This window comes from Alcanivorax sp. MD8A (assembly GCF_002888555.1).
In the GTDB taxonomy this organism is placed as follows: Bacteria; Pseudomonadota; Gammaproteobacteria; order Pseudomonadales; family Alcanivoracaceae; genus Alcanivorax.
The window spans coordinates 47,131-61,775 of sequence record NZ_AQOQ01000016.1 but is presented as its reverse complement, the minus strand read 5'-3'; the positions used below and the strand labels follow the sequence as shown (position 1 = coordinate 61,775).

At 58.1% G+C, this 14,645-nt stretch carries 11 protein-coding genes; 4 read left to right on the top strand and 7 right to left on the bottom strand.

Translation table 11 applies throughout. The features are described 5' to 3' along the window. Positions 1-27: 27 nt before the first annotated feature. Positions 28-1,575, bottom strand: a complete 1,548-nt coding sequence (locus tag A15D_RS10200) for a hyalin (RefSeq protein WP_022984774.1) — start codon at positions 1,573-1,575, stop codon at positions 28-30. Between the two features lie 161 nt (positions 1,576-1,736). On the opposite strand from A15D_RS10200, the gene A15D_RS10195 reads away from it, so the two are divergent. Next, the gene (locus tag A15D_RS10195; RefSeq protein WP_102791852.1) at positions 1,737-3,467 is read left to right on the top strand and encodes a hybrid sensor histidine kinase/response regulator; all 1,731 of its coding nucleotides are present in this window, start codon (positions 1,737-1,739) and stop codon (positions 3,465-3,467) included. Between the two features lie 13 nt (positions 3,468-3,480). On the opposite strand, the gene A15D_RS10190 is transcribed toward A15D_RS10195, so the two are convergent. Both A15D_RS10190 and pdxH read right to left on the bottom strand, forming a co-directional pair. After that, on the bottom strand, positions 3,481-4,092 hold the full coding sequence (locus A15D_RS10190; protein ID WP_158245798.1) for a response regulator transcription factor: 612 nt from the start codon (positions 4,090-4,092) through the stop codon (positions 3,481-3,483). Between the two features lie 76 nt (positions 4,093-4,168). Beyond that, on the bottom strand, positions 4,169-4,798 hold the full coding sequence (gene pdxH, locus A15D_RS10185) for a pyridoxamine 5'-phosphate oxidase (RefSeq protein WP_022984777.1): 630 nt from the start codon (positions 4,796-4,798) through the stop codon (positions 4,169-4,171). Between the two features lie 78 nt (positions 4,799-4,876). On the opposite strand from pdxH, the gene A15D_RS10180 reads away from it, so the two are divergent. Further along, entirely contained in the window at positions 4,877-5,440 is a 564-nt protein-coding gene (locus tag A15D_RS10180; RefSeq protein WP_022984778.1) for a gamma-glutamylcyclotransferase, read from the top strand. Positions 5,441-5,529: 89 nt separating this feature from the next. Beyond that, positions 5,530-5,877: a YchJ family protein gene (locus A15D_RS10175; protein ID WP_022984779.1), complete on the top strand. Its 348-nt coding sequence runs from the start codon at positions 5,530-5,532 to the stop codon at positions 5,875-5,877. Between the two features lie 24 nt (positions 5,878-5,901). Here A15D_RS10175 and A15D_RS10170 read toward each other — a convergent pair whose 3' ends face one another. After that, on the bottom strand, positions 5,902-7,365 hold the full coding sequence (locus A15D_RS10170) for an NAD(P)/FAD-dependent oxidoreductase (protein WP_102791851.1): 1,464 nt from the start codon (positions 7,363-7,365) through the stop codon (positions 5,902-5,904). A 241-nt stretch (positions 7,366-7,606) separates the two neighbouring features. On the opposite strand from A15D_RS10170, the gene A15D_RS10165 reads away from it, so the two are divergent. After that, positions 7,607-8,827, top strand: coding sequence for a trans-acting enoyl reductase family protein (locus tag A15D_RS10165; protein ID WP_102791850.1), 1,221 nt, complete (start codon positions 7,607-7,609; stop codon positions 8,825-8,827). 94 nt (positions 8,828-8,921) lie between these two features. Here A15D_RS10165 and A15D_RS10160 read toward each other — a convergent pair whose 3' ends face one another. The 3 genes from A15D_RS10160 to A15D_RS10150 all read right to left on the bottom strand — a co-directional run bounded on the left by A15D_RS10160 (position 8,922) and on the right by A15D_RS10150 (position 14,526). Then, the gene (locus tag A15D_RS10160) at positions 8,922-9,827 is read right to left on the bottom strand and encodes a bestrophin family protein (RefSeq protein WP_102791849.1); all 906 of its coding nucleotides are present in this window, start codon (positions 9,825-9,827) and stop codon (positions 8,922-8,924) included. Positions 9,828-9,927: 100 nt separating this feature from the next. After that, a complete protein-coding gene (locus A15D_RS10155) occupies positions 9,928-11,328 on the bottom strand; it encodes an efflux transporter outer membrane subunit (RefSeq protein WP_102791848.1) in 1,401 nt (466 codons plus the stop codon). A 21-nt stretch (positions 11,329-11,349) separates the two neighbouring features. Next, positions 11,350-14,526, bottom strand: a complete 3,177-nt coding sequence (locus A15D_RS10150; RefSeq protein ID WP_102791847.1) for an efflux RND transporter permease subunit — start codon at positions 14,524-14,526, stop codon at positions 11,350-11,352. Positions 14,527-14,645 lie beyond the last annotated feature (119 nt).

The window sequence follows — 14,645 nt, the reverse complement described above, 5'->3', positions numbered from 1 at the left end:
GCTGTTAACTGTTCACTGTTAACTGAATTAGTCGATGACACTACTCCCACTGCCCGCACTGATATCCTTCAGCAGCAGGGTGCCCGCCTCGGATCCATCAGACCCCCAGGGCTCAAAACCTTCACTGCCGTTATTCGCCACGAACAGGTATTTGCTTCCCAGGCCTTGATTCACCGTCGGCGGAACCTGATACATGAATGTCAGCGGGAAAGGCTGCGAGTCTGCGCCCGCCATGGTGTCATTGATATCCTTAACCAGTTCTGTCCCCTGCTGGGTGCCGTCGGTTTTCCACAGTTCGGTACCGAAATCACTGCCACCAGCATCTTCGGTGTAAGCACTAAAGAATACCGTACCGTTTGCCTCCACCATGTAACCCACATCAGCGAAGGAATAATCTCCGCTTCCACGCAGCGCGGCCGTAACACCTGCTGGACCATTAGTGTTATCCACACGCAGAAGGTACGGAGGCAGCCCGGCCATCTCCACATACATGAACACACCCAGTGACGTGCCTACCAGACTGTCATTATAAGGACGGCTGCCTTCGCTACCGGTCAGTCTAACGACGGAACTGCCATCATATTCGAAGATATGCAGATCCGGGTTATTGGCTCCTGCATCCGCAACGAAATACACCTTGCCGTTGCTGGTAACTACATTCTGGGTGATATCGAGCTGTACCGTGTAGCCGTTATTTTCAAAGGCAATCTCTTTGATATTGCCATCTTGATCCATTTCGTAGAGACGCGTTTGCGCATCGGTTGCGTTGAAACGCCCGGTAAACAGCAGCTTGCCCTTGTAGCCAATCCAATCATCATCCCCAATGAGTTCAGGATATTTCGACAGCGGACTATTCAGGTTGGTAATGTTGTCGTTACTGGTCGCGATTTTCAGTGTCCCTGCCACCGAGCCATCGGTAAAGTACACATCGCCAGCATCCTGGTCATAAAAAAACAGACCGTCTTCCACCGGTGTCAGCGACTCAGGCGCATTACTACTGGTCGGGTTACCATCAATAGTCGAGGTCAACGCCTCGAATGCCCCGGAAGCGGGATCGAAAACCACCAGCTCTCGCCCCACACCGCTGGCATCATCCACTACCGCATTCATAAACAATTTGTCAGCCACAGGAACCATATTGTGTGGCTGACCACTGCCACCGGTATAAAGATCAGCAACACGTTCCGTGCCGGCGCCAGTGCCATCAGTGACCCACAGCTCCACATCGCCAGAGCTGTCCTTGCCCGCATAGTAGATCTTGCCGTCCAGATCCGCCATGTAACCACCGCCAAAGCGGCCAACTTCAAAACCGTTATTGCTGCCATCAACGATCTTTGTGGTCCCGGCAGGGGTACCGTCAGTTCTGTACAGATATTCGGCAAACAGGGCCGCCCGCGGAGTGGCGCTTCGCACCAAGACAGCACCCGCACTTTCGGCTGCGGGAAAAACCACAAATCCCTTGCCGCCGGCAGCAACTGTCGTGCCGCCGGAACTGGAGGAACCGCCGCCACAGGCAGTCATCATAGAAGCCACGCCGATAGCCGCAGCCAGTTGAGTCAGTTGCTTGTTGATCATTACGCTTACCCCGATTAATGACGCATCCCAGAGAGGCGACCATTAGAGCACCCTGGAATCTCGCCGCTCTTCACCCTGACGGGTGAATTCGCCATGGCAGCACTTACAAGCCGCACTAATCGAGCTAGACTGCAATCACACCTTTTAAAAAAAATACGACCATGCCTGATACCTTGCCCTGTTCGGCACCGAACAACCGCCAGCGGATTCTTCAAGAGCGACACAATCTGTTTATGGAAGAAGTAGGCTCACGCATGGCGCTTTCCTCCATTATTGCCGGATCCCTGCCTCTCTTCTTCCTTGACATGATCCAGAAACCCCCATTCCTCGCCTGGTATGCACTGTTATTTTTGGTCGGTTTACAGTCCATTTTCCTTATTCGTTTCTATAATCGACATCGCGCCATCGAATCAGGAAAAACCCGGAAGTGGCACCACCTCAACCTCTATATGGCGATTATCTGGGCCGCTCTCTGGTCTTCTTTTCCGTATCTGTTCTTGCCGGGAGTAACCCCGGTCACGGTTCTGACCTGTCTGGTCATCCTTTCTGTTGCCACGTCTATTCCGTCCGTTTCCATGGGCGTATATCCGGATATCTTTATCAGTTTTATTACACCGGTTTTTCTATCCTGGCTTTTTTTTATTCTGATTTACGTCCCTGACGCTCCGCTCATCATCAAGCTTATCCCGGTGGTCAGCCTCGTCTCCATGAGCGGCTTCAGCCTGTACATGCATCGTTCCCAGATAAGCAACATCGCCCTGCGCATCGAAGCCGAACAAGCCAGCGAACAAGCCACGAAGGCCAGCAGCAGTAAAACCCGCTTTCTTGCGGCAGCAAGCCATGATCTTCGCCAGCCTTTGCAAGCGGCCACCCTCTATGCCGCCATGCTGAAAAATAGCGACACTCCCCAGCCTGATATTGTGGCAAAACTGGACACCGCCATTGCCTCATGTAATGAGCTACTGAACCATCTGCTGATGCTGTCACGGCTGCAGTCACACCGTCTGACACCGAAGAAACGCATCATCAACTTGCTGGATACGTTACAGCCGATCATCGACGAAATTTCCCCACAGATCCTTGCCAAAGGGCTGTCTCTTCGCCTCCATGATCTTTCCGGGCAACACGTTTTCAGCGATGGAGTCATGCTCGCGAGAATTGTCCGCAATCTTCTCAGCAATGCACTCAAGTACACCCCGGAGGGCGAGATCAGCCTCAGCGCACGGGTTACAGGGCAGGAATTGCTGCTGGAAATAACGGATACGGGGATCGGGATTGATGAGGCATACCAGGCCGAGGTATTCGAAGAATTCATGCAGATAGACAACGATCACCGCTCCATTCAGAACGGACTGGGACTGGGACTGGCGATTGTCAGCCGGCTCAGTGCATTGTGCGACATTCCCGTCGCCATGATCTCTGAACCAGGAAGGGGAACAACCTTCAGCCTCACGTTACCGGCTGCTGCAACCCAAGCGATCGACGATACCGGAAGTGTTATTAGCGATCACTCCTGGTTCGAAAGTCTCACGGTACTATTAATTGATGATGATGAGCGTGTCACCGAAGCACTTGGAGGGCTGCTCTCAAGTCTTGGCGCTACCGTGTCTGCACACCACACCCTGGAATCCGCCCTGCAGCGCCTTGAAAGCAGTGACGCCCCACCTTCGCTGGTCATCACCGATGATCAGATCGGGCCTGACACCAACGCCGGTTCCGTCATTGAAGCGATCAGCGCCAGGTTTCGCCAATCGGTACCCACCTTGATTATTACCGGCAATACCGACCCCGGTTTCATTCAGGCTTTACCGAATGAGAGGCATGTCCTGTTCAAGCCGGTGGCCGCAGACACGTTGATCCAGAAACTGGAAGACATGCTGAGAGAGAAGTAACGGCTGGCAAGGATCAGATAAGCCCGAGGTTTCTCGCCTTGTCGATGCATGCCGTACGGTTGGATACCTCCAGCTTTTCATACAGGAGTCGCAGGTGTGTCTTGATTGTATTCACGCTGACGAACAACTGACGTGCAATTTCCTTGTTACCATGCCCTTCCTGCAACATGGCCAGGATCGCCAACTGCTGCCGGGTCAGTGTCAGGGTTTCCTCTGCCGCGTTTCCTGCCATCAACCGAAATGACTCGGAGTAATAACTACGACCCGCCATCACCTCCCTGATGGCAAGCAGGATTTTCTCCACAGGTTCGCTCTTGTCCACGAACCCATTCACCTTCAACTGCAGGGCACGACGCACCGTCACTTCTGTTGCGGATCCGGAGCAGACAAGCACCTTGGCATCTGTCATCAACCGGCCCACGACACCCAGCAGGCTGAGCCCATCGAGGTCAGGCATGGCCTGGTCCAGGATAACCAGATTGAATTGCGGCAGCTGCTGTCGGTTTTCCAGCAACCATCGCGGTTGCTCACAGGTAGTAATGTCCGCTTCCGGATACGCATTTTTCAGGGTGATACTCAAGGCGTCAGCGAATAGCCTGTGATCATCTACTATCAGTATTTTCAACGTTACTACCTTGTCCCGGTACCGCTGCAAAGCTTACTAGAGCCACACAGAAAAGCCACGACAGCAACCTGCCTGCTCAGGGAGCAAGGCGTTCCCGCAACCAACTTCCGTCCTCCTGCCTCTGATAACGGAAGCGGTCATGCAGGCGGCTCGGACGGCCATGCCAAAACTGTATTTCGTGAGCAACAATTCGGTATCCGCCCCACTGGGCAGGGCGTGGGACCGGCGCAGAGGGGAACGCCTGCTCAAGGCGTGCCACTTCGTCTTCCAGCCATGCACGACTGGCCGGCCGGCTCTGGGGGGAAATTGCCGCACTGATCTGACTGGCATAGGGACGGGAAGCGAAATAACTGTCCGATTCTTGCTGGTCGACCTTGTGCGCCTCGCCGATCACAATCATCTGGCGATCAAACGGCTGCCAGAACATGGTAAAAGACACCTTCGGATTGACAGCGATCTCTTCTCCCTTGCGACTGTCGTAGTGGGTAAAGAAAGTAAACCCCCCAGCCTCAATACCCTTGAGCAGCACAACCCGCGACGACGGCTGACCATCGGCACTGACCGTCGCCAGTGTCATGGCGTTAGGTAAAGGCAGGGCAGCCTCTATCGCCTCATCGACCCAGCGCCGGGCCTGTTCCAGCGGATCATCATGGAGAGAGGCTTCCGTCAGCCCGTCGGCATGATACTCTTCGCGCACATCTTTCATGTCTGTTCCCATTGCCCGTCAGAATGTGCGGCCAGTATAGCGCCCCCATCGTGAAGGGAACGAACCGGGATCAATTTCATGCTGGACACCTCAGAAGAAAATCGCCGTCGGCACACTCTCGACCCTCACCAACCAGTGTGGTTGTTTGGCTACGGATCACTGATCTACAAGGCGGACTTTCCTTTTCTCGAGCGCCGCCCCGCCACCATCCAGGGCTGGACACGCCGGTTCTGGCAGGGCTCACATGACCACCGAGGCACTCCGGAGCTTCCCGGCCGGGTCGTTACCCTGATCGAGAGCCCCGGCACCGCCTGCGTGGGCATGGCCTACCGCATCACCCCGGACACATTCGGGCATCTGGATCATCGGGAGAAAAACGGCTATCTGCGCTTCCAGACGACCATGACCTTTGCAGACAACCAGCAGGCCGAGGGGCTGGTGTATATCGCTACGGCAGATAACGCTGCCTTCCTTGGGGAGTCCGATGAGAAGGCCATTGCCGAGCATATTGCCCGCAGCCACGGCCCCAGTGGCAGCAACCGTGATTACCTGCTGCAGCTGGCAGACGCGCTGCGGCAACTGGAGGCCAGCGATGAGCATGTCTTTGCCATCGAGAAATACCTGCGGGAGACAAACCAATGACTCGGTGTGAATGCCGCTCCGGTCGTGACTATGCCGACTGCTGCCAGCCACTCCACCAGGGGCACCCCGCCAGCCATCCGGAAGCGCTTATGCGTTCACGATTCTGCGCCTTTGCCCGGGGAGACACCGATTACCTGAGCCGCAGCTGGCATACCGAGACTCGCCCCACCAACCTGTCGCTGGATAGCGACGAGCACTGGGTCAATCTTGATATCCTGGACAGCGATGAAGACGGCGACAATGGCAGCGTCCACTTTCGCGCCATCTGCCGGATCGGGCAAACATTCAGTGTACTGGAAGAAATTTCACGCTTTGTTCGCGAAGGCGGGCACTGGTTTTATCTGGCGGGCAAGCCTTCTGTCACCCCCCTGAAGCCAGGCCGCAATGACCCCTGCCCCTGTGGCAGCGGGAAAAAATTCAAGAAATGCTGTGGCTAGCTCCCGCACGAGCCCGCCTCCATTTCAATAAAAATGGAGCGCACCGTCCTCCACCGGTTCTTCCAGCAGCATGTGCCGGTCACGGGCATAGTGGTTCATGACTTTCCAGGGATGGTGTCGCCCCTGACGCGGCAGCTTGTGGCTGGAACGCTTCACATACCCCGACGCAAGCGCATCCATGATAGAGGTGTCATCCCGTTTCAGGGTGTCATCGGCGTTTGGCACCGCCACCCCGTGCCCCTCCAGCTCCATATGATTCAACAAGCGGCAAACATAGGCCGAGGCGATATCTGCCTTCAGGGTCCAGGAGGCATTGGTATACCCGAATATCCAGGCCATGTTCGGCATGCCTTCCAGCAACACGCCTTTGTAGGTCAGCCGCTCACTGACGTCAGCCGGGGCTCCGTCAAGACTCAACGTCATCCCTCCCAGCACCTGTAAATTCAGACCGGTAGCCGTGACGATGATATCGGCCTCCAGCTGCCGCCCGGACTGCAACTGGATGCCCGTTTCGGTAAAGGTCTCAATCTGGTCCGTGACCACCGACGCCTTGCCTTCTCTCAAGGCGTTGAACAGGTCACCATCCGGCACCGCGCACAGCCGCTCATCCCAGGGCATATAGCGGGGGGAAAAATGGGCCATGTCGACCTGCCCCTTGAGTTGCCGTTTCACATTTCCCAGCAACACACGTCGCACCGGGTTGGGATAGCGTTTTGCTGCCCGGTACAGCAATCGTTGCAGTTTGATATTGCGCCAGCGAGCCAGCCCAAAGACCCAATCGGGAGGCAGAAACTTTTCCAGCCACTCAGACAGCTTGTCCTGCGAAGGCAGTGAAAAAATATACGATGGAGAGCGCTGCAACATGGTCACATGAGCCGCCTCGCCAGCCATGGCAGGCACCAACGTCACCGCGGTGGCACCACTGCCAATCACCACCACTTTCTTGCCGGCATAGTCCAGCCCCTCAGGCCACTGCTGGGGGTGAATGCATTGCCCGGCAAAACGTTCCTGTCCCGGGAAATCCGGCAAATAGCCTTTGTCATAGTTGTAATAGCCAGTACAACCAATCAGAAAACGGGCCGTCACCGTCTCGTCTTCGCCGTTATCTTCATTCACCATCGACACCGTCCAGCATTGCTGCTCCGCGGACCAGTCGGCGTTGAGGGTTTTGCGGCCAAAACGAATGTGCGGGGTGATCTCAAAAGTATCAGAGGTATTGCGAATATAATCCCGAATCGAAGCACCATCGGCCAGCACCTTGAATTCATTCCAGGGTCGAAATCCGTAGCCAAAACTGAACATATCGGAATCAGACCGGATACCCGGATAGCGGAACAGGTCCCAGGTGCCACCGATGGCCTTGCGCCGCTCGATCAGCATGAAGGTTTTTTGCGGGCATTCGCGCTGCAGGTGGCAAGCCGCACCGACTCCGGACAGGCCCGCACCAATGATAAGAACATCCACCTCCGGCTTCTTGTGGTTCGCCATACCGCTCTCCCGACCGTTTTCTGGAATGTACTGCCTATAGCAACGCAACCACCTGAGCGCGACAACTGTTTTTTGTAACCGCGCCCCGACCAGAAGGATCCCAGACAACGGCCTCCAGACCAACACGCCAATCGCGACACTCTCCAGGCAAAATCGGCCTTTTTGGCACAATTGCCACATACATTCACAGCAACAATGGGTAGGCTGACTTTCTTTGTATTCATTCGCCAAGGGAGTTCTCATGAGTGATTCAACCTATGACGTGATTGTCTTCGGTGCCACCAGCTTTGTGGGCCAGATTCTGTGCCAGTACCTGACTGATACCTATGGTGTGGATGGCGAACTCAAATGGGCTGCGGCAGGACGCTCTGAAACCAAATTGCAGCAGGTCAAAGAAGCTCTCGGCAGCAAGGCGGACAAACTTGCACTGATCACCGCCGACGCCAATGACGATGCCAGCCTGGAAGCATTGTGTGCGAACACCGCCGTGGTGATTTCCACGGTAGGACCCTACGCACTGTACGGCGAACCCATGATTCGTGCCTGCACGAGCACGGGCACGGATTACTGCGATCTCACCGGCGAAGCGCAATGGATCGCCGACATGCTGGAAAAATACGAAGCCGCCGCCAAAGCCAGCGGAGCCCGCATTGTGCATTGCTGTGGTTTCGACTCCATTCCTTCTGACATGGGCGTCTTTTTCCTTCAGCAACAGGCGAAAAAGCAATTCAACGCACCGGCGACGCGCGTTGGCATGCGCGTCAAGGTAGCCAAAGGCGGCGTATCGGGTGGCACCGTGGCCAGCATGATGAACATTGCCGAAGAAGCCGCTGGCGACCCGGAGCTGCGCCGCAAGCTGGCTAACCCTTACCTGCTATGCCCGGCGGACCATGGCCTGACGGCCCGCCAGCACAGTATTGCCATGCCCGAATACGACGACGACTTTCGCGCCTGGGTGGCTCCGTTTGTCATGGATGCCATCAACAGTCGTATCGTGCATCGCTCCAATGCCCTCAACGGCTACAGCCCCGCCATGACCTATAACGAGGGTATGCTTACCGGCGATGGTATCGGCGGGCGGCTAAAAGCCCTGGGTATCGGCGTCGGAACCGGTCTGTTCTTCGGTGCGGCCGCGCTGGCACCCACCCGCTGGGCGCTGAACAAGTTTGTGGTGCCTCAGCCCGGAGAAGGTCCCAGCCCGGAAGCCCAGAAAGCCGGTTTTTATGATATTCGTCTGGCCGGACACACGGATCAGGGCGACACCCTTACCGTCAAGGTCACTGGCGATGCGGATCCGGGTTACGGCTCCACTGCCAAGTTGTTGGGACAAGCCGGCGCCTGTCTGGCCAAGGACATCCCGGACGATGCCCCCGGCGGCTTCTGGACCACCTCTTCGCTGCTGGGCGAAAAACTGCTGTCACGGTTGCAAGCCCACGCCGGCATGACCTTTGAGGTCATCTGATCACTGCCTTGCACCGCTTGCCTGGACATCGCCCTCGGCAGTCAGGCAAGCGGCTGTACCGGAGCCTTTCTGACAGACATCCGTGGTTAACGGATTACTGCAGTTGGAAATCCTTTACTGGCAACGGCTCCGGTGCCGTGTCTCCCAACGCTTCGGCCACCGAGATTTCGTGGATCCGGCACAGCGCATCCAGCGGTAAATCATTCGGGTCCCGGCCAAACGGGGTTTCAAGATGTTCTGACAATCGGTCAATGCCGAAGAAGGTATACGCGACCACTGCCACCATCACCGGCGTCGCCCACCCCAACGCCCCGACCAGAACAAACGGCAGCAGGTAGCAATAGACGTAGGCAGTGCGGTGCACCAACAGGGTGTAGGCAAACGGCAGAGGGGTAGAGGCAATGCGCTCGCAGGCCGCCTGGATGCCACTGATCGCAGTCAGTCTCTCATCCAGCACCTTGAACGCCACACTGTCGAGCGCGCCGCTCTGGTGTTGCACTGCCAGCCCCTCACCGGCAAGTGCCAGAATTGCATCGGCCCGGTTCTGCTTGCCGGCCAGTGTCTCGCTGTCCTGCTCCGACAACCAGCGCGCCGCCTCTGCCGTGCCATCTTCTTCCCGCAGCTGGCCTTTCAGCGCATGGGCATGGGCAAGCATCTGGTGCAATAACCGCCGTCGTGGCGCCTCTGCCAGCAACGCCCGACTGGCCCGGGCCAGACTGCGAATCTCGTAGACCATCTGCCCCCACTGTTTGCGCGCTTCCCACCAACGGTCATAGGAAGCGTTGTTGCGAAAGCCCAGCAAGATGGACAGCACAATCCCGAGCAATGTCACCGGCATGATCGTCAGACTGCCCAGCTCCACCACATGCCAGCGACTGAGCGCAGTCCATACCACCGAGAACAACGCCACACAGAAAATGTGCGGCAGGATTTCCGGCACCACTGATCCTCGCAGGGTAAACAGCAGGGCAATAGCATTGGGGCGATCACGAACAATCATGGGGCGGGTCCGTCAGCAATAAAAAAGGCGAGCAGCGAACCCATGATACGGGATTCGCTCGCGGCTCGCCTTTTGCGGTCAGCGCTGCCAGCGCCGTGATCTATGTCTTGGGCACGGCCGGGGCCGGCGCCCCCGCCAGGGCACGATAGACATCCACCATGGCCTTGACCTGATCGGTGCGGCTGCGCACCTCTGCGTCACGGATTTCGGTCAGCTCCTGCTCCGCATCGAGCACTTCAAAGTAGCCAATAAAGCCCCGCTCGTAGCGGGTGCGGGCCAGTGCGGCGGCCTGCCGGGCATCCTCTGACGCCGAGGCAAGACGCGAAACCCGTGTCTGCAGTTGCTGATAACGGACCAACCGGTTTTCTGTTTCTTCCAGTGCCGCCAGCACGGCTTGCTGATAGGACGCCAGCGCGGCCTGGCCTTCGGCATCCCGTGCATCAATACGCGCCCGCACCTTGCCGTAATCCAGAAAGGTCCAGTCCACCCCCAGTGCCACTCGGCGCGACTCCGACGCTCCCTGAAACAGGTCGCCCGGTTCGGCGGCCACCGAGCCCAACAACCCGCTTAGCGTGAAACGCGGATACAGGTCAGCGGTGGCGATACCAATGCGTGCCGTTGCCGCCGCAAGGCGACGTTCGGCAGCGATGATGTCCGGCCGCCGGCGCAGCACATCACCGGGGCTGTCCACCGGAATCACCGGGACACTGCCGGGCAACGGCTTGAGCGGCACTAAACGCTCCAGCAAGGCCGCCGGGGGCTGCCCGGTCAGAACGGCAAGACGATGCATGTCCGCGCGCAGCGCCGCCTCCAGCTCCGGGAGGGCGGCTCGTGTGCGCGCCAGCTGGGCCCGCGCCCGAACCTTGTCGAATTCCGTCGCCCGACCGGCATCGGCCCGGGCCGTGACAATGGCCAACGTCTCTTCCTGCAACGTCACGTTCTGGTTGGCCACCTGTAAACGCTGCTGCAAGCCACGCATGTTGAAGTAGGTGTTGGCCACCTGTCCTGCCAGGACCACCTGTAGCGCCGCCAGATCCGCACCGGTGGCCTGCAGTTCTGCCGCCTGCGATTCACTGGCCCGACGTAAGCGCCCAAACAGGTCCAGCTCCCAGCTGGCATTCAGTCCTGCCTGGTAGCGCTCCACCCGCTCTGGGCCACCCAGCTGCTCCACCGCTGACAGGTGCTGCTCTGCCCCCGCTGCCGACGCCGTCAGTGACGGCCACTGCTCACGGCGGGCACCGTACAGCAACGCCGCAGAGCGCTCGTATCGTGCCAGTGCCACCTGCAAATCCAGGTTGTCGGCCAGGGTCAGGTCGAGCAGCTCTGACAGTAGCGGGTCATCAAACCCCTGCCAGAATTGCTGCTCGACGTCCGCGAAGGCCCCGCCATCGTGAAGCGCCTGAAAATGGGCCGGCGCCGGCGTCTCCGGCACCTGGTAGTCCGGACCCACCGCGCAACCTGACAACAGCAGGAACGCCGCAAGCATTGATGATCTAGTCATGTTGCTTTCCTTCATCATGTCTCAGTGATTGCCGTCAGAAAGGGCAGGCGTAGTGTCAGGGTCATGGGCTACCGGCGGCTTGCTGCCAGCGAGCTTGCGCAACACCACATAGAAAACCGGTGTCAGGAACAGACCGAACAGGGTCACCCCCAGCATGCCGAAGAACAGCGCGATACCCAGGGCCTGACGCACTTCAGACCCGGCACCACTGCCCAGCACCAGCGGCAGCACCGCGGCAGTGAACGTGATGGAAGTCATGATGATCGGCCGTAAGCGCAGGCGGCAGGCTTCCAGCGCGGCATCCACCACACTTTTGCCTTCCATCTCCAGTTCGCGGGCGAACTCCACAATCAGGATGGCGTTCTTGCAAGCCAATGCGATCAACACCACCAGGCCCACCTGGACGAAAATGTTGTTGTCGCCACCGAAGAACCACACCCCCATCAACGCAGACAGCATGCACATCGGTACGATCAGGATCACCGCCAGTGGCAACGTCCAGCTTTCGTAAAGAGCCGCCAGCACCAGAAACACCAGCAGGATCGAAAGCGGGAAGACCAGCAAGGCGGCATTGCCCTGGGTGGCCTGCTGGTAACTCAGGTCGGTCCACTCAAAACTCATCCCCGCAGGCAGAACCTGCTCGGCAATGCCATTGAGAACCGCCATGGCCTGAGCCGATGACAGCAACCGCGGGTCTGCTTCGCCGGCCAGGTCAGCGGCCGGGTAACCGTTGTAGCGCAACACCGGATCCGGTCCGAAATCTTCGCTGATAGTGACCATGGAACCGATCGGCACCATCTCGCCGTTCACATTGCGGGTCTTGAGGTTGGCGATATCCTCGACGCTGTCACGGAACGGCGCATCGGCCTGGGCCACGACCTGCCAGGTACGGCCAAAGCGGTTGAAGTCGTTCACGTAGCTGGACCCGAGATAGGTCTGCAAGGTATCGAACAACTCCGTCAACGGCACTCCCTGGGCCTTGGCTTTGAGACGATCCACCTCGGCATTCAGCTGCGGCACATTGGCCTGGTAACTGGTAATCGGGAACCCCATGCCCGGGGTCTGGGATACCGCCCCCTGGAAGGCATTAACCGCATCCTGTAGCGCGCCATAGCCCAGGTTGCCGCGGTCCTCGATAAACATCTGGTACCCGGATCCGTTACCCAGGCCCAGAATCGGTGGCGGCATGAAGGAAAACGCAAACCCTTCTTTCAACGCGCCCACTTTCTGGTTGATCTCTGCATTGATCTGTTCCGCAGTGCGGCTGCGTTCTGAAAAAGGCGCCAGCGGAAAGAACACCAAACCGGTATTGGAGGTGTTGGTGAACTGCAGGGCATTCAGCCCGGGAAACGCCACCGCATGGGCGACGCCCTCGGTGTCCAGGCCGATATCCACCACCTGTTGCAGCAGTTGATCAGTTCGTTCCAGCGATGCCCCTTCCGGTAATTTCACCCCGGCAATCAGATACAGTTTGTCCTGAATGGGAATAAAGCCAGGCGGAACAGCCTTGAACATCAAACCGGTGCTGGCCAGCAGCAAGGCATAAATCACAAACACCACGCCACGATGATGCAACGAGCGCGAAACACCGCTCTCGTAGCGCTGTGAACTGGCATTGAAGAACCGGTTGAAGGGCCGGAAGATCCAGCCAAACAAGCTATCGATAATGCGCGTCAGTCGGTCCTTGGACGCGTCATGAGGCTTGAGCAACATGGCCGCCAGCGCCGGTGACAGGGTCAGGGAATTAATGGTGGAAATCACCGTGGAGATGGCAATGGTCACCGCAAACTGCCGGTAGAATTGCCCGGTCACCCCATCCAGAAACGCCATCGGCACAAAGACCGCACACAGCACCAAACCAATGGCCACAATGGGCCCGGACACTTCTTTCATGGCCTGGTGCGCAGCGGCCAGGGGCGCCAGGCCCTCTTCGATATTGCGCTCCACGTTCTCCACGACCACGATGGCGTCATCCACCACGATGCCAATGGCAAGCACCAGTCCGAACAGGGTCAGGGTATTGATCGAGTACCCCAGCAAATAAAGCGCAGCGAAAGTCCCGACCACCGACACAGGTACCGCCAGCAATGGAATGATCGAGGCTCGCCAGGTCTGTAAAAACAGGGTGACCACCAGCACTACCAGCAACACGGCTTCCAGCAGGGTCTGGATAACCGACTTGATGGAATCACTGACGAAAATCGTGGTGTCATACACCGTTTCGTACTTCACCCCCTCAGGAAAGCGGGTGGCGATTTCGTCCATGGCGGCAATCACCTGCTCACGGATCTCCAGCGCATTGGCTCCGGGGGACTGGAAAATACCAATGGCCACGGCATCCTTGCTGTCCAGTTGCGAGCGCAGCGTGTAATCCCCTGCCCCCAGTTCCAGCCGGGCCACATCCGACAGCCGCACGATTTCGCCCGAGGCACCACTCTTGATCACGATATCGGAAAATTCTTCCGGCGTGCTTAACCGCCCCTGCGCGTTGATCAGAGTCAGGAAGTCACTGCCGGGCATGGGTTCCGCGCCCAGCTGACCGGCGGACACCTGCACATTCTGTTCGCGCATGGCGCCGACCACATCGCTGGCGGTCAGCCCCCGTGCGGCAACCTTGTCGGGGTCCAGCCAGGCACGCATGGCGTAATCGCCACCCCCGAAAATCTGCGCTTCGCCCACGCCGCGAATCCGGGCCAGCACATCACGCACATGCAAGCGCGCATAGTTGCGAAGATAAAGCGTATCGTAACGGCCATCCGGCGAGGTCAGATGCACCACCATCAGGAAGGTGGGCGACTGTTTCTGCGTGGTAACGCCTTGCCGGCGAACATCTTCCGGCAACCGGGCCAGGGCCTGGCTGACCCGGTTCTGCACCCGCACGGTGGCATCATCGGCATCAATATCCGGACGGAATGTCACCGTCATCTGCAGCACCCCGTCGGAGCCCGCTACCGACTTCAGGTACATCATGCCTTCCACCCCGGTGATCGCTTCTTCCAGGGGCGTTGCCACGGTTTCCGCAATGACCTTGGGGTTGGCGCCCGGATACACCGTACGCACCACCACGGAAGGTGGCACCACTTCCGGGTACTCACTGATGGGCAGACTGGGGATCGAGATGGCCCCTACCGCAAAAATGATGATCGACAACACCGCGGCAAAAATCGGCCTGTCGACAAAGAATCGTGAAAAATTCATGGCAATACGCCTCCTGCCGGCCAGGCGCGAGCCTGCCGGATTGTGTCGTTCCCGGAGTTATTGCGTCAGGCCGGCAAGGGCCAGCCTGATCGCCAATGTGGATGAGAAGTTATGGGGTC

Coding starts and splice junctions, on each gene's coding strand:
- A15D_RS10200 (WP_022984774.1), bottom strand. CDS start 1,575: ATGATCAACAAGCAACTGACTCAACTGGCTGCGGCTATCGGCGTGGCT.
- A15D_RS10195 (WP_102791852.1), top strand. CDS start 1,737: ATGCCTGATACCTTGCCCTGTTCGGCACCGAACAACCGCCAGCGGATT.
- pdxH (WP_022984777.1), bottom strand. CDS start 4,798: ATGAAAGATGTGCGCGAAGAGTATCATGCCGACGGGCTGACGGAAGCC.
- A15D_RS10180 (WP_022984778.1), top strand. CDS start 4,877: ATGCTGGACACCTCAGAAGAAAATCGCCGTCGGCACACTCTCGACCCT.
- A15D_RS10175 (WP_022984779.1), top strand. CDS start 5,530: ATGCGTTCACGATTCTGCGCCTTTGCCCGGGGAGACACCGATTACCTG.
- A15D_RS10170 (WP_102791851.1), bottom strand. CDS start 7,365: ATGGCGAACCACAAGAAGCCGGAGGTGGATGTTCTTATCATTGGTGCG.
- A15D_RS10165 (WP_102791850.1), top strand. CDS start 7,607: ATGAGTGATTCAACCTATGACGTGATTGTCTTCGGTGCCACCAGCTTT.
- A15D_RS10160 (WP_102791849.1), bottom strand. CDS start 9,827: ATGATTGTTCGTGATCGCCCCAATGCTATTGCCCTGCTGTTTACCCTG.
- A15D_RS10155 (WP_102791848.1), bottom strand. CDS start 11,328: ATGACTAGATCATCAATGCTTGCGGCGTTCCTGCTGTTGTCAGGTTGC.
- A15D_RS10150 (WP_102791847.1), bottom strand. CDS start 14,526: ATGAATTTTTCACGATTCTTTGTCGACAGGCCGATTTTTGCCGCGGTG.